The sequence below is a fragment of the Clostridium ljungdahlii genome (assembly GCF_001636845.1).
GTDB classification, from domain to species: domain Bacteria; phylum Bacillota; class Clostridia; order Clostridiales; family Clostridiaceae; genus Clostridium_B; species Clostridium_B ljungdahlii_A.
Genome location: NZ_LITT01000064.1, coordinates 25267 through 47420, shown reverse-complemented (window position 1 = coordinate 47420; position 22154 = coordinate 25267). Strand labels below are relative to the sequence as shown.

Below are 22154 nucleotides of genomic sequence, written 5' to 3'. Positions count from 1 at the left end.
TTTACCTATACTTATTTTAGGGAATAAAACTATTTCTGCATTTATGCAGAAATAGTTTTATTCCACTTTTCACATCTTCCACCAAAAAAGCCCATAGTTTTTTTAGTGCCTGATATTTTTACAACTTCACATCTATTAGGACATCCTTTGCATTCAAAGCTTTTAGATGTAAAACTAGCATTTGCTAAATTAAATCCATTAAAGTTAGTGATCTTATTACTTTTCTCCAAAGCTTCCTTTGCTAAAATGGATGCACCAATGGCACCCATTACTTTGAAATTTTGGGGGATTACTACTTCTTTATTTAGTATTTCTTCAAAAGCAGTCTTCATTCCTATATTTGCAGCAACTCCTCCTTGAAAAAATATTTTGGATTTTATATCTTTGCCTTTGGCCACGTTGGTTAAATAATTTCTGACAAGAGCATTGCAAAGACCTTTTATTATATCAGAGTTACTATAACCTAATTGCTGCTTGTGTATCATATCTGATTCAGCAAATACGGCACATCTCCCTGCTATTCTTACAGGAGAAGTAGACTTTAAAGCATATTCTCCAAATTGTTCAATAGGGATATCTAATCTTTCAGCTTGACGGTCTAGAAAGGAACCTGTTCCTGCTGCACATACTGTATTCATTGCAAAATCTAGCACAATGCCATTTTGCAAAAGTATTATTTTAGAATCCTGACCACCTATTTCTATTATGGTTTTAACATCTTTATCTAGGTTTAAGGCAGCAATGGCATGAGAAGTTATTTCGTTTTTAATTATATCAGCACCTATAATAGAAGCAGCAATTTGTCTTCCGCTTCCAGTGGTTCCAACTGCACTTATGTCCGTATCTCTATATTTATTTTTCAATAATTTAAATCCTTCTTGAATTGCACTTATAGGCCTTCCTTTTGTCCTTAAGTAAAGTGATTCAAGTAAGTTCATATTTTCATCAACTATTACAATATCTGTGCTAACTGAGCCTACGTCAACTCCCATATAATACATTCTTTTTTCTCCTTTCAAGTAAATCTAAAAATGCTTCTATTCTTGTTATATATCCAGCTTCACCGGTCATTTCATCTACTATTAATGTAAGTATAGGAAAATTTCTATCCTTTGATATAGTTGGAAGTATGGATTTTGATACAATTTCAGGCATACATCCCATAGGAAAAATCTGTATAGCACCATCAAACCCGCTTTTATCTGCTAAAACAGCTTCTCCTATACATTCCCTTGCATGACCGCCTATATAATAAGGTAAATATTTTTTAGAATTTTTTCTTAAATTGAGTGAATTCAACTTTAATGGAGATAAAGCCATATCTTTAATCCACCAACTTGGAGAAAGATATCTAGCTGTAGATACTCCATAATTCATAAGTTTTTCTTCTATAAAAAGATTTGAAAAAGGTTCTATTATAGTATATATTTCACCGATTATAGCAATTTTTAAAGGCTTTTCATTTTTAGAGATTGGTACTTTGTTTAACTGCTTCATATGGCTTTTTATAGTAAATATCATTTCTTCTGGTGAAGTAGTTTTAAAAGAGTTTAATTTGCAACTTTTTAATATATCTTTGCACTGTCCTTTTTCTATTTCATAGCCTGATAATAATTTTGCCTTTTTATCTATATTGTCCATTAGATTTATTATCTTAAGTCCTTGATATACTACTTTTAACTTTTCTACTGTATTTTTCGTGCTAACTGATCCAATAGAAAGCAATCTTCTCATAAGTTCTTTCAATCCTATATCTTTTGGATAATCTAGAACTACAAAATTTAAGTTATAGCCTAATTTTTTCAATAGATTCATTTGGAGTTCACAATATTCTCCAAATCTGCATGGGCCGCAGCTTCCAACTATTAATATTGTATCTGCACCTTGTTTTATACTTTGTATATAATTTCCTATCATTATTTTAAAAGGAAGACACATTTCCTCTGGAGAATAAAATGATCCAATTTCTAAAGCTTCTCTGTTGCTCAATGGCGGAATTATATAATCAACACCAAGTCCATCAAATACAGCTTTTGCTGCAAAACATGTATTTCCAAGATGGGGAAAGGTTACTTTCATAAATTTGTACACCTCCTTTTAAGCATATCTGAAAAGGCTTCTAATCTAGTATTAAAACCTGCTTCTCCAGTTTGTTCATCTATTTTTAATATGAGCATAGGAAAATCTTTTAACCTATTTTTAATAAGTTCAATTACTACAGAATCTATTCCACAGGCAAAAGAAGAGATGTATATTATACCATCTACTTTTTTATTTTCTGCTGCATAAGTGGAAAAACCATAAGAATTTCTAGCAAAATGCCAAAATGGCTTTTTAAATAGATGGTTTACCTCACTGTTTATTATGCTTTCATTTATACTTTCCTCTGTAACTATGCCGATACCAAGTTTGTTTAATTTTTTTGCTATATTCATATTGGTAAAGGTGTCATATAAGTTGTAAGGATGACTTACTAATGCAGTTTTTATAGGAAAATCACTGGTATCTATTGATAACTTATAATTTTCTTGGGTACTTAATGCTTTTTTATAGGCAGCACTTATTTTAAAAATATTTTTAGTAAATATCAAACCAGCTTTTAATAACCAGTTTCTACGCTTTGTTTTAGAAAAAGCATATATAGGGTAGTTTAACAATGGAGGCATATTGGGAATGTCATTTGTTATCATTTCTGGAAGGCCGCAAAATTTAGGACATATAAATTCTCTTTTTTGTAGTTGCATTATTCTAGGAATAAGCATGATGTCACATTTATCCTTTATTGAAGCTGCATGACCATGAAATACCTTTATTGGAAGACATGCTTCATCTACACAATACTTTGTTCCAAGATTAAGTATATATTTATCTGTATCTTGGGATGTTATTATTTCAGCTCCAAGTTCTTTAAAGAACGTTTCTATAAAAGTGTGATATTTACAATACAATAATCCTTTAGGAATACCTAGTTTCATATATAAGTTGCTGCTTTCAATAGGAGAGAAGAACATAGAAATTTCTAAGCAGCGATTCCTCCAATCTTTTATGATTAAATATTTACATTTGTATATTTTGCCATAATTTCTTGGATTTATTCAATCTTTATAAAATATTATTTTTTACTTTTCAGAATAAATATTATGTAAAGTATAAGATGAACTTATAAAAAGGCTGTGCTAGAGTTTATCTGATGCCTACCATACGCAACACTCTTATCTTCCACCTGAGTTTAAGAATCGCTTGATTAACATATGAATTGTGTTGAAAAAAATATTTTTAAAAAAGCTTTCGACTATAAAATACAAGTTAGGAGTATTTCTATTTTCTGATTTTATAAATAAGAGGGTATATAATATCTGAAAATAAATCATAATTCTGCAAATATTATGCAGAAAGGTTTACAACAATAGATAAGAAAGAATAAAGTAGAAAAATGAATCCACAAAGTTATGCCCATATTGTGGAAATATTTCAATTTGATAAAAATTACTTTTTCATACAATAAAATATATACAACTCTAAATTAAAAATGAAATATTCCAATTTAAAATATTCTTTTTCAAAGTTAAAAATATGAATTGAGAATATTATCAATTGAAATAAAAATTTAATGCGTAAGAGATGTTTTTACAAATTAATACATGGAAAGCATGCAGCATGAAATAGCTCATAATTTGAGAGAAAATCTATGACATTTATCATCATAAAATATGAGAATAAAATATAATTAACAAATTATTCATACAATATAAGGGCATATAAGGAGGATTTTGACTTAGTTTTATAGAATATTAACTTCGCTAAATAACCATTTAGCGAAGTTATACCTAATTTTAGAAAGGGGAATGGCTGTATGCAGTATAATTTAAGTAATATTTATAATCCTGAACTTCCACAATGCCTGAATGGCTTTTTAAATTACCTTGGAACTATTCGAGGTAAGTCAAAAAATACACAAGATGGATATCAAGTTGATCTGACCATGTTTTTTAGATTTTTAAAAATATATAGAGGAATTGTTAAGGAAAATTATGAATTTGAAAATATAGATATAAGTGATATAAATACGGATTTTATATGTAAAATAACTTTAAGTGATTTATATGCATTTATATCCTTTGCCGAAAATTATAGAAATAATGGCAATTATGCTAGAGCTAGAAAAGTAGCTTGCTTAAAATCGTTTTTTAAGTATCTTTTTAGTAAAGCTAAATTAATAGATACAAATCCAGCTTTAGAGCTAGAGTCTCCTAAAATAGATAAGAGGAATCCTATTTATTTAAGTTTGAAGGAAAGCAAAATCCTTTTAAATTCTATAGATGGCAAATTTAAAGAAAGAGATTATTGCATCATAACCTTTTTCTTAAACTGTGGAATGAGGCTTTCAGAACTTTGCAGCATAAATGTATCAAAGATTAAGGAAGATACATTAACTGTAGTTGGAAAAGGAAATAAGGAAAGAACCATATATTTAAACAAAGCCTGCTTGATGGCTTTAAATAATTATCTTGAAATTAGAAATAAGGATTATGATAAAATAAAAGATAAGGATGCCCTTTTTCTAAGTAAAAATCACACCAGGATAAATAAAAGATCTGTGGAAATGATGCTCAAGAAATATTTAAAAAATGCAGGACTTGACAGCAATAAATATACTCCACATAAATTAAGACACACGGCTGCAACTCTTATGTATAAATATGGAAATGTAGATATTAGAAGCCTTCAAAAAATATTGGGCCACGAAAATGTATCTACTACTCAAATTTATACTCATGTAGATGATGAACAATTGAGAGAAGCAGTGAATTCAAATCCTTTAAGCAATGAAGAAGAATAAAGAAGTACGTCTGTTCCCTACTCTTTCAAAGAACAGACGTACTTCTTACTTAGCTTCTTTTTTCTTTTTAATTTTTATAAGTCCAGGATAATCTTCATAAGTTATATCTTGATATTTTTCTCTGTCTTCTAGAATTTCCTTTAATCCATCTATGTCATCAATGAATTGGACATTGATTTCGTCGTCTTTTAGATCTGCTTGTGAATTTTCTTCATCATCTAATTGATAATGAGAGTCATTAGTATTATCTGTACTCTCTGAAGTCTCTTCCTCATATTCTCTTATTTCATCTTTATCATCTATAATTTGGTCAATTTTTATGGCCTTCATATCATACCCTTCCATTTCAAGGCATTTGCCGCAGTTGTCACACTTCTTGTTTGAATCTAAATCGCAGATTTCACATTCGCCGCAATTATTGCAGGGCTTTTTTTCATCAAATATGCAATATTCTCTATTCATACATAGTACTCCTTTAAATTTTATATTAATATGTGTATTAATAAAGTTAGTATAGAACATAAGTTTGATATTTGTCAACTTATATGATATAATTCACATAAGTAAATTAGAGGGGTGTTTTCAATGACAGAACACAATCGAGATAGACAGTTTCAAATATATGAATTTATCAAGACTCAAATTAGGGAGAAAGGATATCCCCCTTCTGTTAGAGAGATATGTGCGGGCGTAGGTTTAAAATCTACTTCTACTGTTCACAGTCATCTAGAAAAATTAGAAAAAAAGGGTTTTATAAAAAGAGATTCCTCAAAATCTAGAACCATAGAGATTATTAAGAGATCCGTTCCTAAAACTACTAAAAAAGAACTAATAGATATACCTATTGTAGGAACTATAACGGCAGGAATTCCTATTTTAGCAGTAGAAAATATAGAAGATGTATTCCCCCTTCCAATAGAATATGTAAAAAATAAAAATCAGTTATTTATACTCAAAGTACAAGGAGAAAGTATGATAGATGCAGGTATATTGGATGGAGATATGTCTATAATAGAACAGACTAATTTTGCAGAAAATGGAGATATAGTAGCAGCTTTAATTGACAATGAAGCTACTCTAAAGAGGTTTTTTAAAGAGAAAGACCATATAAGGTTACAGCCTGAAAACAAAAGTATGTCTCCTATTATAGTGGATGATTGTAAAATAATTGGTAGGCTAGTAGGAATATATAGAAGGTACTAGATATTTTTGTGTAAATATATAAAGAGGTAAAGTACAGGTGTAAATATGCAGAAAGTTATTTTTCTTGTAGATATGAATGCTTTTTTCATAAGTTGTGAGGCAACACGCCATCCTGAAATCATAAATAAGCCTGCTGCAGTAGCTGGGGATCCTAAAAATCGAGCAGGTATTATTTTAACTGCAAATTATGAAGCACGAAGATTTGGAGTTAAAACAACTATGCTTCTACATCAAGCTTTAAAGCTCTGCCCAAATATGGTCGTTATTCCTCCAGATCATCAATTTTATAAGCAAAAATCCAGAGAAGTCATGAGTATACTTTCGCAGTATACTCCTTCTATTGAACAAAATAGTATTGATGAAGCCTGGCTTGATATGACAGGCTGTGAAGGAATCTTTGGGAAGCCGTTTGAGTCAGCTAAAAGAATTATGAATCACATTAACAGCCAGTTAGATTTAAAATGTTCTATAGGTATATCTCAAAATAAGTTCTTATCAAAAATGGCTTCTGATATGAAAAAGCCTTCAGGTGTTACAGAGCTTTGGAGACAGGATATTAAAGTAAAGCTATGGCCACTCCCTATTGAGTCTATGTATGGAGTTGGCAAGCAAACTGCACAAAAGCTTCAAAGAATGGGAATTAAGACTATTGGTGATCTTGCACTTTTTAATAGACGACATCTTATAAAAAAACTTGGCAAAATAGGTGCTGAGATTCATCAACTTGCAAATGGTATAGACACCTCTTCCGTAAAGCCACATTTAAAAAAAGATATAAAATCAATTAGCAAATCCACCACTCTAGGTGAAGATATTTCAGATATGGAACGTGCTAAAATTATTTTGATGAAGCTTTCCGATGAAGTTGGAATGACTGCACGTAAATACGGGAAAAAGGGCCATACAATACAAATTAGTATCAAATATTCTAATTTTCAAACTATTACTCGGCAAACAACGGTACCTGCAACTTATTTAGTTAAGGAAATTTATTCTACAGGAATTAAACTTCTTGAGAAAAATTGGAACCTACGATTGCCAATACGGTTATTAGGGATAAGTCTTAGTGGATTTAGTGGAGATACTAGTATACAGCAGATATCATTTTTTAATATGAAAGAAATTAAGCGTGAAGAAATCTGTATGAGAGATGCGGATAAAGTCGACAAAATAGAAAATGCCATTGATAGTATACGAAAAAAGTACGGCTATTCAATAATTAATCGTGCAATATTAATGAAGAAAAATAGTAAAGATTAATTTTTTTTAGGGAATACAAGTGAGGTTTTTAAAATATACCTGTATCCCCTATTTTTGCTTAAATTTAAATATATTTTTTACTGTAAAGTTATGTTTTTACCTGGTGGTGTAATTGCATCTGAAATGTTTTTAATTAGGAGATCTGTTATAGCTTTAAAAGGAGTTATTAAATCATACTAATATGTGTGAAAATTTAGCAATGATAGAATTTATTCCAGAATTACTCTTGGGATATAAGAGATTATAACTTTTCATGCGTTTGCCCTGATTTAACAGTATTTATCTATTGAACTATTTTTAGATTTCATCAGGTGGTATTGAATAGTTATTCTTAATAGTAGAAAGTGTAACTATAGTTTTAGTTCGTAAGACTCCCTTAATTAGTTTTATTTCATTTAAAATCTTTTCAAGAGTTTCTGTGTCTTCAGTAACAATTTTTAATGCATAATCAAAGTCACCCGTTAAGTAGTGACATTCAATTATTTCATTTTCATTTTGAACAAATTCTACAAATTTGTCTGTAAAATTTGGATTTTTAAGACTTACAAACATTATTACTGTGATATTTTTATTCATTTCCTTATTACTAATAATTACAGTGTATTTTTCTATTACTCCTGATGCATCAAGTTTTTTCAACCGATCACTTACTGCAGGTATTGATAAATTAATTTTACTGCTTATTTCTGAAGCTGAAATTCTCGAATTTTCCTTTAGTAATTTTAATATATTAACATCTATAGCATCCATATTAAGCAAAACCTCTTTTTTAGTTTATTAAATATATTATAGTATATACTTTAAATTGTTAAATATATTTTAGATAATAAAATAAAAAATAAGGCTAAAATAGTATTTAACCTTATTTTTTTAAAAACTTTGTATTAAATTCGTTGGATTTACTAAACATTTTAATTTGTACTATTCTTTTTTAATTATTTGTGTTATACAATAAATGATTTTACCTTTTCAACATCTATTGGATATCCAATTTTTCTAACAGTATCCATCATTAATTGTATATTTTCTGAAGGGGTTTCTACAGGTAAACTACACCCGGACATTACCACATAACCTTTTAAACTATCATATCCATCTAATACACATTTCGCAACTGTATTTACAATTTCTTTTTTTGTGCCTCCATACATTATATTTGAAGGATCTACATTACCCATTATTTTTACTTTATCGCCTAGTTCTTCTTTACATTCTTTTAAACTTTCTACATTGTCCATGCTAAAACCACTGACACCTATTTCAGAAAGTTTTCCAACGTAGGGCCATATTTTTTTAGTTTTACCACATATATGGAGCACACATGTTTTTCCCTGAGATTGTATGAATCGTACAAGCTTTTCTAAATAAGGAATGCAGAATTTTTCAAAATGCTTTGGACTAATTACAGTGCAAGAGGATAAAGGTTCTGAAATAGTAATAGAAAGTCCTAAACTCATTACAACTTTTGCGTATTCTATACATGTCTGTAAGGAAAGCTCACAAAGTTTATGTACGGCCTCTGGATTTTTAAAAAATAGTCTTGTCATATTTTCTATTCCTACCAGGAAAAAGGCATTTGAAAATGGTCCTACTATACCTCCAGAGCAAGCAACTTCTTTCCCAATTTTATCAACTAAATATTTCATTGCCTCAATATATACGGGCAATCTACCATCTTTATAAGGATTTGCTATCTTTATTTTACATATATCGTCAATATTTTTTATGGCCGGTTTTAAAAGATCAGCAGTATTATCTTCTGGAAATGTAAGCTCACATCCCATAGCTTCTGCCCAAGCATATAAATCTGTGAATACTCTTACTCCATCCATATGAAATTTTTTATACGCTGCTATTTGTGCCTCAGCTATAGCTTGTCCGCTAGTATTAAAATCCGAAATCTTGCAGCCATAAATTCTTGCTACGCCGTTAGCTATATTAGGATTGCAGGGTAATCTATCTACTTCTTGCTTTTTATTTAATGCTATAGATCTTTCTATAGGTGTCATTTGATCTTCCATAATTTTTAGCTCTCCTTATATAATTTCTGCTGTTTGTTTTTTAATTAAAGCTTTAGCTCGTTTAGCAGCTTTTGAAGCATCTAAGGTATAAGCATCTGCTCCTATTTTATCTGCAAAGCTTTGAGATATAGGGCCTCCGCCTACCATGACTGATATTTTGTCTCTTAAACCTTCCTTTTTCAAAAGGTTTATTACCTCAGCCATGCCGTCCATAGTAGTAGTCATAAGAGTTGATAGTGCAATAATTGAGGCTCCTACTTCTTTGGCTTTGTTTACAAAATCTATAGGAGGTATATCTCTTCCTAAGTCTATAACTTCAAATCCTTCTGTTTCCATCATTATTTTAACTAAGTTTTTACCTATATCGTGAGTATCTCCTTCTACTACACCAATTACTACTTTAGCTTTGCTTTCAGTTTCTTCTCTCTCTAAATGTGGCTTTAATATATCTAAACCAGAATACATGGCATCAGAGCACAAAAGTAGTTCAGGTATATAATATTCTTCTTCTTCATAGAGCTTTCCAGCTCTATTCATGCCGTCAGCTAATCCTTTATCTATAGCTTCATAAGCATTGATATTATTTTCTACACACTTTTTTGATATCTCTATTGTTTCCTCCTCTTGCATATTTAATACAGAATCAGATAGTTCCTTTAATAAATCATCCTTCATAATAAAATCATATCCCTTCTTAAATTTATATTTATATATACAATTAAAAATTCAAAGTTTTTACAAAATGATCTTGAAAATCGTCTCTCGTTGACAACTTTACTATTTTTAATAGCACTTATTTTATTTAGTTTATTTTTATTTATAAGAGTCTTCAGTATGCTTTATTTCTTTTTCTGTTTTTTTAGACAAATTTCCGAAAATTGCCACCTTACATTTATAACATCTTTCCTCACCATTGCAGTATGTAATATTACATAACAGTATAATTCTAATTCAATTATATCCCTGCATGTGAAAATTTAACAATAATTATACATAAAACAAATAATCAACTTAAATAATATAAGATTTCTTTATAGATAAAATTAACGATATAATCTGTGATAATATTAAAATATGTAATCCATTAAAAATTAAAAGTAAGGAAGGTATTGATAAATGAATGATTTACCCCAAATATTTAATGATTTTAGCGATTCTAGAAAACAAGGATTTATAACTATAAAAAATCTAAAGGATGAGGGTAAAAAGGTTGTAGGAACTTTTTGTACTTTTACCCCCTGGGAAATTATAAATGCTTCAGGAGCTTTGGCTGTTTCACTGTGTTCAAAAAGTGATGAAACCATAGAAGATGCAGAAAAGCATTTACCTAGGAATCTATGCCCGCTTATTAAATCAAGTTACGGCTTTGCTATGACAGATAAATGCCCTTATTTTTATTTTTCAGATTTAATTGTGGGAGAAACTACTTGTGATGGAAAGAAAAAGATGTATGAATACTTAAGTAAATTTAAGAATGTACATGTAATGCACCTGCCGCAGATGCCTGATGATGCTGATAGCTATAAATTATGGAAAGATGAATTGATAAAATTAAAGGAAAAGCTTGAAAAAGAATTCAATATAACTATAACTAATGAAAAGTTAAAAAATTCTATAAAGCTTCGTAATAGAGAAAGAAAAGCCTTAAAGGAATTTTATGAATTAGGGAAAATGTGCCCTCCTCCAATAACAGGCATAGAATTACTTAAAATTTTAAATGGATCGTCTTTTAAATGGGACAAGGAAGCTTTAATCAATGACTTACATAATACAACAGCAAAAATTAAAGATGCTTATGATAAGGGAGAAAGAAAAATATCACAAAATGCAAAGAGAATATTGATTACAGGCTGTCCAATGGGTGAAGCTACAGAAAAAGTTGTACATGCTATAGAAGATAACGGTGGAGTAGTAGTATGCTATGAAGATTGTACAGGTGTTAAGGAAATCTCTAAACTTGTAGATGAAACTAAAGATCCAATAGATGCAATTACTGAAAAATATTTAAAAATAGGCTGTGCCTGTATGACTCCAAACAACAATAGAATAAATTTACTTTCAGAACTTATAGATGACTATAAAATAGATGGAGTAGTAGATGTAATACTTCAGTCTTGTCATCCATACAGTGTAGAATCTTATGGAATAAAGAAATTTGTAAATGAAGAGAAAAAAGTGCCTTATATGGCTATCGAAACAGATTATTCAAAAACAGACGTAGGTCAGATTAAGACTAGAGTTGCTGCTTTTATAGAAATGCTATAATTTATTTATCACCATAAGCATATGATTATTTTAATATAAATTTAAGAAGGTGTTTAATTATATATGGAAATTAAAAAGGATTCGATGACTCCAAAAGAAAGAATGAAAGCCCTATCAAAAGGTGAACCTGTTGATAGGATACCATGTACTCCCATGATGGGCGTTACTTTAGCTCCTTTTATTGGGCAAACTACTTATGAATACTATCATAATGCGGATGTAACTGCTGAACTTGAAATAGCTCTTTTTAAAAAATTTAGACATGATAGTGTTGGGGTAGGTGTTTCTCTTAGAGAAATTGCAGAAGCTATGGGAACGAAAGTTATATATCCTGAAAATGCTATTTCATACGTAGACAAACCTGCCATAAAGGATATCAATGATGTAGCAAAGCTTTCCCCTGCTGATCCCTATAAAGATGGGAAACTTCCAATAAGACTTGAAGCAGTAAAAATGGTGAACGATGCTTTAGGTAAAGAAGTAAATGTAAGTTTTTCGATTCCAGCTCCTTTTACAACAGCGTCAGATTTATTAGGAACTGAAAATTTTTTAAAAGCGCTGATTAAATATCCTGAAAAAGTTCATGAGCTTTTAGAGATAGTAACAGAATCTAATTTTAAGATTATAGATATTATAGCAAATATAGGAATTGGTTTTGAAATGTGTGACCCTGTTTCTTCTTCAAGTATAATAAGCAAAAAATTATATGATAAGTTTTCTATGCCCTATGTAAAAAAATGTGTAGATAGAATGAGACAAAAAAATGGTATGGGAACCTCCATGCATGTGTGCGGTAAAAGCAAAGAAATATGGGATAGTTTAATACAAACAGGAATAACCACATTGAGTATTGATAATACTGAGGATCTAGAAAAGGCTAAAAAAGCTATTGGAGACAAGGTTTGTTTGGTTGGTAATGTATCTCCAGTAGATGCTGTAAGGTATGGGACTTATGATGATGTTGTACGTGAAAGCAAGCTTTGTATCAAAAAAGCTTATGACAATCCAAAAGGATTTGTACTTAGTACAGGATGCCAAATTCCTATAAATTCCCCAATTGAAAATATACAGGCACTTATGGATACGGCAAGAAGCTTTGGTGCCTATCCTATAAAACCAGATTTGCTGTAGCCTATCTTGTGTTTATAAAAACTCCACCATTTAAAATAATGAAAAGTTTCAGCGGTGGAGTTTTTATATTGGAAACAACTAGCTTAACTTTATACTTACATTAGGAATACTATATTTCGTCTAAAGATTTCTGTTTTGTTTCAACTCCTAAAGAGGCGATAACAAATGCTACTATTATAAGTATAAATCCAAGTGTTATAAAGACAACTTTGGTATCATAATTTTTAAGTATCCATGCTACTCCATAAGGGCTGAATATAGTTGCCAGTCTTCCAATAGCATTACAAAATCCAGAACCTCTCATTCTTATATTTGTAGGAAATAATTCCGGAACGTAGATAGCAAGGCCAAGTGTAAGTAAAATATATATTATTACAGTTAAGAAAAATCCCATTGTTAATATTATTCCCATAACATTTTGCGAAGCATATGCATATCCAAGTGCACCAGCTGCAAGCATAAATACAGTAAGACACCATTTACGTCCAAGCTTATCTACAATAAAACTGCCAATTAAAGCTCCAAGTGGTGCACCTATCATCATTATAGTTGTATATCCTAGAGATTTAGAAATATTTATGCCCTTTCTCAAGAAAAACGTAGGTGCCCAGCTTACAAAAGTGTATATCAAAGTGTTTATTGCAATTAAAACTACGCATCCTACAATAGTTCTGGAGATCATATTTTTACTAAATAAATCAGAAAATTTTCCCTCATTTTTATTCTGTACTTTCTTTGCTACATTGGGTTGGGATATTGGATTTCCTGATTCTTCTTGTGCTGCACTGTAAAATATATTTACTACATCCTGTGCATCTTTTTCCATTCCCTTTGATTCATACCATCTTGGGGATTCAGGCATACTTTTTCTAAGATACCATACAATTAGGGAAAATACTCCTACAAATACAAACATCCATCTCCATCCAAATCTAGGTATTATGATATATCCTAGAAATGCAGCTGCTGGAGTAGAGCAGTTTGTTATAAGAGAAAGCATGGATACCCACCTTCCTCTCGTTTTTGATGGTACAAATTCTCCAAGTAATGCATATCCTGTAACAATTTCAGCGCCAAGACCAATCCCCATTATTCCTCTGCAAGCTATTAAAAAAATCATATTAGGAGAAAATGCAGCCACAAGAGAAGCTCCTCCAAATATTAAAAGATTCAACTGATAGGAAAATTTACGTCCGAAACTATCCCCTAAAAATCCAGTAAGAAGTGAACCTATTAAAAGTCCCAAAAAAGTTACAGAGATAAAAGTAGCATTTAAGCCAATATTTGACCATCCACTTTTTAATAATACTCCTAAAACTCCACCTGCCAGATATACATCAAAACCATCTAAAAATATTCCAAGGCCTATAAGCCATAATATCTTGTAATGTAACTTAGATACTGGAACATAATCCATCTTTTCAGAAATGTAACTAACTGATTCCATTAAAATACCTCCATCCAATAAGTGCAAAATTAATTTTTTTATATATAATTTCACTGGCCAGTAAAAATTATTTTCTAAAATTGAGTATAAAAAATAGACCTTCCCATGGGGCGAAAGGTCTATCGCGGTACCACCCAAATTTATTACTTAAATAGTTTAACGGCTTCATGCCGGCACAGTCCTACTGATTTCAGATTGCAATTTAAGGGTGAGTTTCAATATAATATAAATGTGTTTTCTCACCATGCGCACTCTCTTTAAAGTATAATTATATCTACTTGTCCCTATCATTATTTTTATAATATTAAGTTGTTAAAATAAGAAAGCGGTATTGTTTCTCTTGGAGCGAGAAACAATACCGCGGTACCATCCAAATTTTTTCTTTATAAAATAACGGGTTCAACCGATACAGCCTACTGATATTTCAGCTAATAACTCAAGGATGAGTTTTCAATATATAAATATTGTGAATTTACAGCAAACATCACTCTCTTTGAATATTATATACCTACTTGATTCCTGTCATAGTTTTTAAATTTGATTTTCTTAATTGTAGTACTAATTTAACCTATTGTCAAATAAATTTTTTAATATTATTTTTTATATAACATATCTATATGTGGAATGTTATCTTCTAAATACTTCTTTGAAATTAGCAGCGTTTTTCGTGCTATATCTTAAATACTTTGTTTCCTATTTTTAAAAGCTCATATAAAACATGAGAAAACATTGAATTTACATGTGTATATACAGTATAATATAAATGTTGAAGTTATAAAATTTATATTATTAGAGGTGAGTATTTATGTAAGAAGTCGTTATTGGCGTAAATATTCTATAGTATTATACAAAAAATAATAAGAAGTTAGTTATTTAAAAGAATTAAAAAAATAAATAGCTATTTAAGAAAGTGATGTGAATTAAATGAGTAGTATTTCGCGAAGAATTGAAAAATTGCCGGTCACACCCATGCTTTGGACAGTGCTGTTTTTGTCAGGTATCGGATGGTTGTTTGATGCAATGGATCAAGGCATGATGGCTGGTGTAATGGCTTCAATTGGAAAGTCATGGAAACTTACTCCTGCCGATTTAGGTTTGCTCGGAAGCGCTTCGGCAGTGGGAATGGCTATTGGTGCCGCTGTTGCTGGAATGGTCGCTGACAGATATGGCAGAAGAACAGTCGTTACATTTACTCTTGTTCTATATGGATTAGCCAGTGCTGTATCCGGTATTTCTCCTAACTTTAATATATTATTGTTGCTGCGATTTTTAACTGGATTAGGACTGGGTGGAGAGCTGCCAGCGGCATCTACTTTGGTTAGTGAATTTTCACCTGCTAAATCCCGCGGTCGGATGGTTGTTTTGTTAGAAAGTTTCTGGGCTTGGGGATGGATTGCTGCAGCTTTAATTGCTTACCTTTTGATACCAATATATGGATGGCGTATTGGGTTTTTCTTAGGAGGAATGCCAGCATTGTATGCAGCCTATCTAAGAAGAAATATTCCAGAATCTCCTCGATACTTGGAACAAAAAGGACGTTTGGAAGAAGCAGATGGAATTGTACGTAAAATGGAACAACAGGCTGGAGTAATTAATAATGAAATAGCTGTAACCGATTTGCCCAAAAATGAAAAAATGAGTAATATCACTCTTGCTGATTTATGGTCTAAAGCTTATTTTAGGCGTACTATTGTGCTGTGGGTTCTATGGTTAGGTATTAATTTTGGATATTACGGGTTTGTTTTATGGACTCCGACTCTGCTTGTTGGCAAAGGGTTCAGCTTAGTAAAGGGATTCCAATTTACATTAATTATGAGTATTGCTCAGCTGCCCGGATATTACAGTGCAGCCTATCTAATAGAAAAGATTGGTCGTAAAGTAGTTCTAGTGGTCTACTTAATAGGTACCTCCTTATCAGCATATTTATTTGGCCAAGCAACATCTGCAGTTACTGTGCTTGTTTTCGGATGCCTACTTTACTTTTTCAGTCTAGGAGCCTGGGGTGCAGTGTATGCTTATACACCGGAAGTTTATCCTACACGTGTTAGGGGCAGTGGAGCCGGTTGGGCAGCTGCAATTGGCCGAATTGGTGCCATCGCTGCTCCTTACATCGTTGGATTGGTATATGAAACTAAAGGTAAACAAGCTGGCTTCACTTATGTCTTTCTTATGCTAACTATAGTGTTCGCAGTAGTTGCAGTAGTAGTTGCTCTAGTTGGTATTGAAACTAAAGGTCGAACCCTTGATGAAATCAATGTATCTTAACTACACTAAGTACTTAAGAGTATATTGATTAATTATCTAAAAATAAATATGATTATTTGATTCATCCGATCGCTACCAGTAATTAACCCTATTTTTTATTATGGAAGTTCTCTTCTTAGGCTCAGCTGGAGAAAGTCATCATTGTAATCAAACTCCATCTGAACCTAAGAATCACTAGGATTTAGATCAACATTGTATTATGAATAACTTTATTAGCTTTTTCTATTTCTTTGGATTCGATATATATTTCATAGTATTCATGTCCACTTTTTCTTCCATTGTGTCTTATTATTTTAGTCTTTACTTTAATACCATTGCTAATAAGCTTATATTTTATCATACAATATTTTTCTACTGTTATAGCGAAAAAGACCATTTCCCAATTATTCCTCTTTAAATATTGAAAAAGCTTTTTTAATAAAAAATATCACTTCCTCTACTATTATCTGGAATCTATTATATCATCTATATGATTAGTATATCTAAATTATATTTATTCATCAATTAGAATAGGTAGTCATAGGATAACGAGTTCTAAGCATCAGGTTGCGTTTTGACTCCACCTGATGCTTAGAACTCTGTTCATATTTAAATGATAAAAATAAAAACTTCACTTTGATTAAAAACTTACTTTATCAAAGTGAAATTTTTTTGCTTCAGTCAATAGTGTTAAATTTTAATATATTTTATTTGCCTGAAGCAGCAGAAATCATTGCCTTCACATTTTCTATCTTTGCATTTGCAGGTATATCACAGCCAGATGATAGAATAAATCCCGGGCCCATATCTTTTATTAGGCGAGAGCTGTAATTATATACTTCATCAGGAGTTCCAAGAACAAATTTTGAAGCTTGAACATCTCCTTTAATACACATATGATCTCCTAGTTTTTCTTTAATTTTGTAAATATCTGTGGTACCATCTGTTTCAAATACACAAGTACCTTTTGGAAATTCTTTAAAATAGTCAAGTCCGCGCTCCCAATTGGAATCAGCATGGAAACTTGCAGCTGCTCCTGTCTCTATTATAGCATCAGTTATCTTTTTGAGGTTTTTCCATACAAATCTTTCCCAAAGTTTAGGATTATAGAAATCAGGACATCCTCTCCCCATAGCTATGAATACGCCTAAAGGATCAACAGCATTTTTAACAGCTTGTTTCATTGTTTTAATGTTTGCATCAGTAATTATGTCCATTACCTCTTCTACTTTTTCAGGCATCTTTCTTATATCCATCATAAATTTTGCCAGTGTACGGCCTACACTCAAGTAATCAATAGGATGTACTATTTGTACTGCACCATAAAGAGGATATCCTTCATCATTTATATTTTTCATATACTGAGGACATTTAGTTATTACTTCATTTAATACATCTAAATCTAAGTTTATCTTTGAAGCAAAATAATCATTTCTAAAAGCTTCAAATCCTTTATTTATTATAGTATCATAATCATCTGTGGTCATCAATTGGCGTTCATCAACCTGCCAGAGCATATTATCTGGAAGTTCACGTCCAGGAAGCTTCATATTTGAAAAAGATGTAGTTCCCATAGTTGATGCGAAACAAAACGAAGCTGGTGATGCATCAACATCTCCAAACATTTTCATTCCTTTTAATATAACTCTATTTGACAAATCTAAATCTGCTACAAAATCAGACATTTTCACATCTGTTAACTTTGGAAAAATACAAATTCCAAATGGAACAACAGGTGTCCTATCAGTCTTCTCCAATTTAATTGCCTTTTTAACTCTGTTTAAACGTTCATTATATAATTCTTCTGCAGTTTTCATATTATTTTACCTCCATAGCTTTTTTACAGAAATCTACTGTCTGTTGTGCATCTTTACAAACTAAATCTGCTCCCATGTATTTTCCTGCATTTTCATCTACAGGTCCACCTCCAACTAGAATCTTTAAATCTTTTCTAAGTCCTGCATCTTCTATTTCTTTTATACATTGTTTTACATTATCAAAGCAAGTAGTTAAAAGACATGATATTCCTATTACCTTAGGCTTATATTGTTTTATAGCTTCAATGTATTTTGCTGTAGGCACATCAACACCTAAATCCTTTACATCAAAGCCGTTACTTTTCATTACAGTAGTTACTATATTTTTTCCTATATCGTGTATATCATCATAAATAGTTCCCATTACAAATATTCCATTGCTTGATACTGAAGATTCACCCAATCCTCCAATAATTTCAGAAGCTTCATTAAACACTTCAGCTGACATAATGAGTTCAGATAAAAAGTATTCTTTTTTCTCAAATCTATTTCCTACAATTTCCATGCCTTCTTGCAAATCTGCTATAATATCTAATACTGGTGTTCCACTTTCTTTTTGTGCCTTTACTTCTGCTAAAACAACGTCTTCATCTAAGTCCGCCATTGCATCAATTAATTTTTTACTCATTTTCATATCCTCCTTTTAATACAAAATAAAAATTTATGTTAATTTGTACTAATGTTAGAATATCATATACATTGTGGAAATTCAGCTTACATAATGACTGAATTTGATACGTTTATTTATACACTGTGATTATTTATTAGACATTATTTTTATTCAAAAAAATATGCAATTCACACTATACTGTGTAAATTGCAATTATATTTAGACTTATTTAGTCTTTGAAATCTCTGTTAATGTTTGAGCACTTGTAGTAATCTCTTCTAATGTGGCATTCATTTCTTGAGTAGAGGCAGCTTGTCCTTCGGAAATAGATTGTGCTTCACTTATTACCTTGAAAATATTTCTAATATATTTATTTGTCTCTGATAAAGATTGTGAGACTTTTTCTGATGATTGATTACTTAATTGAGCTAATTTTCTTATTTCGTTTAATTCTTTAGAAATTGTTGAACTATATGTCTTTCCATCTTTAATTGCTTCATATAAAGGCTCACCTGGTGACAATTTATCTCCTACATTAGCTTTTATATCTATTGTGTCACCTGGTCTATAATATAGAACTTTCGTAGTGTCCGCAACAGACACTACTATATCATCCAACAACATATCTTTAAGAACGGGAACCACTTTTAAAAACGCATTAATAATTTCTTCTTTTTCCATAGTTACATTCCTTTTTTATAATATATAAAAGAATAGAAATGTTTTTATTTGTATTAAAACATTATCACTCACAAAAATTGAAAAGCGTCATTGTCTTCCTTAAAAAAACAATGACGCAGTATTATCAAATTCATTTACTTGTACAACTTATTCTTATAATATCCTTCCGAAAGATATAAAGCTCCCAGAGGATTATGTGCAAGAACCCTGTCCTTAACTGCAAAAACCGTTATAGGTGCTTCAGAATATTTTATAAACAAAGAATCATGCCCCACACATAAACCCAAAATGATATTTAAATCTGTTTTAGTTTTGTTCAAAAAATCAGCTTGTCCAATTGGATTACACATGGGCTCATAAGTACCAGGTCTTACCTTTTGGCTGTCTTTAATATTTAAAAACTCTTTAGGTATGCTTCCATTTTTGCATATTACGGAATTAACTTCAAACCCATTATGCTCTAGTATTGAAGATAACATCCTTGCCTCATTGCTAAGGCCTACGCAAAAAGCTAATCCCAACTTTTTAAAGTTGCACTTGTTTGCAAAATCCATTATTTCCTCAAGTCTTGTTTTTTTACAATAACCTTCTGCTTCTACCAATGCTGAATTATAAGACAATTTAGCATTTTCATCTTCAAGGTACAACTTCTTTATCTTTTCCTGTTCCTCATCTTCCCTGCAGAGACAGTTAGAAGGTAAATTTTCAAGCTCTCCTTTTTTACAAAAATGTTCTTTACACATAGCACAAGTATACATATTACCACCTCACATATTTATTAAAATTTTAAAATCAATGTAATCTTCTTTATATTAATTATAGGGTTTTTCATTAAAAAAGTTAACTTATACATAGGAATAATACTGACAAAATTCACCTCAAATTTCTAAACCTAAAAATCAACTTATACGTAGAGATATTTTTACAATAATGAAGCACATTTAAATATTTAACCGGGATGAAGGTTGTAAAAATATTCGCAGTATAAGTTGATTTTTTACTTAGAAACTCTAAAATATATTTGACAGAGCTATCAATATTCCAATCTTAGCATGGTCAAAAGTAAGTCCACCTTGCAGATAACCTATATAAGGCTCTCTTATAGGTGCATCTGCAGACAACTCTATAGAAGCTCCCTGTATGAAAGCTCCAGCAGCCATTATGACCTGATCTGAATATCCAGGCATATCCCAAGGTTCACACTGGGCAAAAGAATCTACAGGAGATCCCTTTTGAATTCCACGGCAGAAATTTATAAGCTTTTCCTTGTCGTTAAACTTAATAGACTGTATTATATCGCTTCTTTTATCCGTATATTTAGGCAGTACTTCAAATCCTGAAAGTTCCATTATTCTAGAACAGAATATAGCTCCCTTTAGTGCTTCTATGGCAACATGAGGTGCAAAAAATAAACCTTCATATAAAAGTCTCATAACTCCAAAAGTAGAACCACATTCTCCACCTATTCCAGGTACAGTTAGCCTGTAAGACGCTTTTGTAACGCAGTCTTTCTTTCCTGCTATATATCCACCAGTTGGTGCTATTCCACCACCTATGTTTTTTATAAGCGAACCTGCTACTAAATCAGCTCCTACATCTGTAGGCTCTATGGTATCTATGAATTCACCATAGCAATTGTCTACAAAACATATTACATTAGGATTTATACCTTTAACGAAATCTATAATTTCCTTGATTTCAGATATAAGAAGAGATTTTCTCCAGCCATAACCTGTAGATCTCTGTATATGTACCAGTTTTATTGTATGATTATTTTCAAGATGCTTTTTTATGTCCTCAAAATTTATTTTGTTATCATCAGTTAAATTTACCTGTTCATAATTTACTCCATATTCTCTAAGAGAACCGGAACCCTTGTTTTCTATGCCAATTACTTCATGAAGGGTATCATAGGGATCACCGCATACTGAAAGCATAGTATCTCCAGGACGTAAGTTTCCGAAAAGTGCACAGCCAAGAGCATGAGTCCCATTTACAAAATGAGGCCTTACAAGGGCACTCTCTGAATTGAATATTCTAGCATAGACTTTGTCCAATGAATCTCTACCTATATCTCCATATCCATATCCAGATGAATTTGTAAAATGAGATTCACTTATTCCCTCTTCTTGCAGTGCATTTAAAACTTTTAATTGATTGAATTCCCTTATTTCATCGTAGTATTGAAATTGGTCTTTCACATCATTTAAAGCCTTTTCATATAAATCAATTACCTTATCGCTTATTTTATATTTATCTTTAAGTACTTTTTTTGTTATATTTAGCAAAAATATTACCTCCTAAATGTATGTACTAAATGTCATATTAACATATAGAAAAGGAATAGACAAATGTCCATTCCCCCTATATCTCATTTCCTGAAAAATTGTTAAATAAAATGCACTTTATAGGTGTCATAGTTGAAATCGCATGTTTATATACCATCATTTGTTTGCCATCACAATCCATTATAACGGTAAAGTTGTCAAAACCCTTTACATTTCCTTTAATTTGAAATCCATTTGTTAAGTATATAGTAACTGGAATTTTATTTTTCCTTGCCCCATTTAAAAATATGTCCTGTAAGTTATTAGCTGTTTTACTCATAGTTCTCACCCTCCGTAACTTTTATTTA

Annotated in this window: 21 protein-coding genes and 2 other annotated features; of the genes, 6 read left to right on the top strand and 15 right to left on the bottom strand. The window is 31.1% G+C overall.

Going from position 1 to position 22154, the window contains the following annotated elements:
- Positions 1-41: 41 nt before the first annotated feature.
- The 3 genes from WY13_RS19130 to WY13_RS19120 are packed head-to-tail and all read right to left on the bottom strand — an operon-like array spanning position 42 to position 2975.
- Positions 42-1001, bottom strand: coding sequence for an acyl-CoA dehydratase activase (locus WY13_RS19130; protein WP_063557157.1), 960 nt, complete (start codon positions 999-1001; stop codon positions 42-44).
- Positions 982-2079 (bottom strand): hypothetical protein, encoded by a 1098-nt coding sequence (locus WY13_RS19125; RefSeq protein WP_063557156.1) that lies wholly within the window; start codon positions 2077-2079, stop codon positions 982-984. Before WY13_RS19125 ends, WY13_RS19130 begins: the two co-directional genes overlap by 20 nt.
- Positions 2076-2975 carry an acyl-CoA dehydratase activase-related protein gene (locus tag WY13_RS19120; protein WP_063557230.1) on the bottom strand — a complete coding sequence of 300 codons (900 nt, stop codon included), beginning with the start codon at positions 2973-2975 and terminating at the stop codon, positions 2076-2078. Before WY13_RS19120 ends, WY13_RS19125 begins: the two co-directional genes overlap by 4 nt.
- 878 nt (positions 2976-3853) lie before the next feature.
- Between WY13_RS19120 and WY13_RS19115 the strand changes: the two genes are divergently transcribed.
- On the top strand, positions 3854-4840 hold the full coding sequence (locus WY13_RS19115) for a tyrosine recombinase XerC (RefSeq protein ID WP_063557155.1): 987 nt from the start codon (positions 3854-3856) through the stop codon (positions 4838-4840).
- A 45-nt stretch (positions 4841-4885) separates the two neighbouring features.
- Here WY13_RS19115 and WY13_RS19110 read toward each other — a convergent pair whose 3' ends face one another.
- Positions 4886-5302 (bottom strand): hypothetical protein, encoded by a 417-nt coding sequence (locus tag WY13_RS19110; protein WP_063557154.1) that lies wholly within the window; start codon positions 5300-5302, stop codon positions 4886-4888.
- Between the two features lie 123 nt (positions 5303-5425).
- On the opposite strand from WY13_RS19110, the gene lexA reads away from it, so the two are divergent.
- Both lexA and dinB read left to right on the top strand, forming a co-directional pair.
- Positions 5426-6043 (top strand): transcriptional repressor LexA, encoded by a 618-nt coding sequence (gene lexA, locus WY13_RS19105; RefSeq protein ID WP_063557153.1) that lies wholly within the window; start codon positions 5426-5428, stop codon positions 6041-6043.
- A gap of 45 nt (positions 6044-6088) precedes the next feature.
- Positions 6089-7303: a DNA polymerase IV gene (gene dinB, locus WY13_RS19100; RefSeq protein ID WP_063557152.1), complete on the top strand. Its 1215-nt coding sequence runs from the start codon at positions 6089-6091 to the stop codon at positions 7301-7303.
- A gap of 297 nt (positions 7304-7600) precedes the next feature.
- Here the strand turns inward: dinB and WY13_RS19095 are convergent, their stop codons facing one another.
- The 3 genes from WY13_RS19095 to WY13_RS19085 form a co-directional block, all read right to left on the bottom strand.
- Positions 7601-8053 carry an Lrp/AsnC family transcriptional regulator gene (locus WY13_RS19095; RefSeq protein ID WP_063557151.1) on the bottom strand — a complete coding sequence of 151 codons (453 nt, stop codon included), beginning with the start codon at positions 8051-8053 and terminating at the stop codon, positions 7601-7603.
- A gap of 194 nt (positions 8054-8247) precedes the next feature.
- Positions 8248-9324: a uroporphyrinogen decarboxylase family protein gene (locus WY13_RS19090; protein ID WP_063557150.1), complete on the bottom strand. Its 1077-nt coding sequence runs from the start codon at positions 9322-9324 to the stop codon at positions 8248-8250.
- 15 nt (positions 9325-9339) lie between these two features.
- Positions 9340-9999 (bottom strand): corrinoid protein, encoded by a 660-nt coding sequence (locus WY13_RS19085; protein ID WP_063557149.1) that lies wholly within the window; start codon positions 9997-9999, stop codon positions 9340-9342.
- 441 nt (positions 10000-10440) lie between these two features.
- On the opposite strand from WY13_RS19085, the gene WY13_RS19080 reads away from it, so the two are divergent.
- The gene (locus WY13_RS19080) at positions 10441-11589 is read left to right on the top strand and encodes a double-cubane-cluster-containing anaerobic reductase (protein ID WP_063557148.1); all 1149 of its coding nucleotides are present in this window, start codon (positions 10441-10443) and stop codon (positions 11587-11589) included.
- A 63-nt stretch (positions 11590-11652) separates the two neighbouring features.
- On the top strand, positions 11653-12720 hold the full coding sequence (locus WY13_RS19075; RefSeq protein WP_063557147.1) for a uroporphyrinogen decarboxylase family protein: 1068 nt from the start codon (positions 11653-11655) through the stop codon (positions 12718-12720).
- 109 nt (positions 12721-12829) lie between these two features.
- Here WY13_RS19075 and WY13_RS19070 read toward each other — a convergent pair whose 3' ends face one another.
- Entirely contained in the window at positions 12830-14167 is a 1338-nt protein-coding gene (locus tag WY13_RS19070; protein ID WP_063557146.1) for an MFS transporter, read from the bottom strand.
- 103 nt (positions 14168-14270) lie between these two features.
- Positions 14271-14467 (bottom strand) — a binding site (T-box leader).
- A 38-nt stretch (positions 14468-14505) separates the two neighbouring features.
- Positions 14506-14702 (bottom strand) — a binding site (T-box leader).
- Positions 14703-15091: 389 nt separating this feature from the next.
- Between WY13_RS19070 and WY13_RS19065 the strand changes: the two genes are divergently transcribed.
- Complete coding sequence (locus WY13_RS19065; protein ID WP_063557145.1) at positions 15092-16432, top strand: MFS transporter; 1341 nt, start codon at positions 15092-15094, stop codon at positions 16430-16432.
- 181 nt (positions 16433-16613) lie between these two features.
- On the opposite strand, the gene WY13_RS19060 is transcribed toward WY13_RS19065, so the two are convergent.
- The 7 genes from WY13_RS19060 to hfq all read right to left on the bottom strand — a co-directional run bounded on the left by WY13_RS19060 (position 16614) and on the right by hfq (position 22126).
- On the bottom strand, positions 16614-16808 hold the full coding sequence (locus WY13_RS19060; protein WP_063557144.1) for a hypothetical protein: 195 nt from the start codon (positions 16806-16808) through the stop codon (positions 16614-16616).
- A 310-nt stretch (positions 16809-17118) separates the two neighbouring features.
- The gene (locus WY13_RS19055) at positions 17119-18228 is read right to left on the bottom strand and encodes a uroporphyrinogen decarboxylase family protein (protein WP_063557143.1); all 1110 of its coding nucleotides are present in this window, start codon (positions 18226-18228) and stop codon (positions 17119-17121) included.
- A 1-nt stretch (position 18229) separates the two neighbouring features.
- Positions 18230-18856: a cobalamin B12-binding domain-containing protein gene (locus tag WY13_RS19050; RefSeq protein ID WP_063557142.1), complete on the bottom strand. Its 627-nt coding sequence runs from the start codon at positions 18854-18856 to the stop codon at positions 18230-18232.
- A 207-nt stretch (positions 18857-19063) separates the two neighbouring features.
- Positions 19064-19519, bottom strand: a complete 456-nt coding sequence (locus tag WY13_RS19045; RefSeq protein WP_063557141.1) for a hypothetical protein — start codon at positions 19517-19519, stop codon at positions 19064-19066.
- 134 nt (positions 19520-19653) lie between these two features.
- Positions 19654-20277 carry a DUF1847 domain-containing protein gene (locus tag WY13_RS19040; protein ID WP_063557140.1) on the bottom strand — a complete coding sequence of 208 codons (624 nt, stop codon included), beginning with the start codon at positions 20275-20277 and terminating at the stop codon, positions 19654-19656.
- A gap of 252 nt (positions 20278-20529) precedes the next feature.
- Complete coding sequence (locus WY13_RS19035; RefSeq protein ID WP_063557139.1) at positions 20530-21807, bottom strand: aminotransferase class I/II-fold pyridoxal phosphate-dependent enzyme; 1278 nt, start codon at positions 21805-21807, stop codon at positions 20530-20532.
- A gap of 76 nt (positions 21808-21883) precedes the next feature.
- The gene (gene hfq, locus WY13_RS19030) at positions 21884-22126 is read right to left on the bottom strand and encodes an RNA chaperone Hfq (RefSeq protein WP_063557138.1); all 243 of its coding nucleotides are present in this window, start codon (positions 22124-22126) and stop codon (positions 21884-21886) included.
- Positions 22127-22154 lie beyond the last annotated feature (28 nt).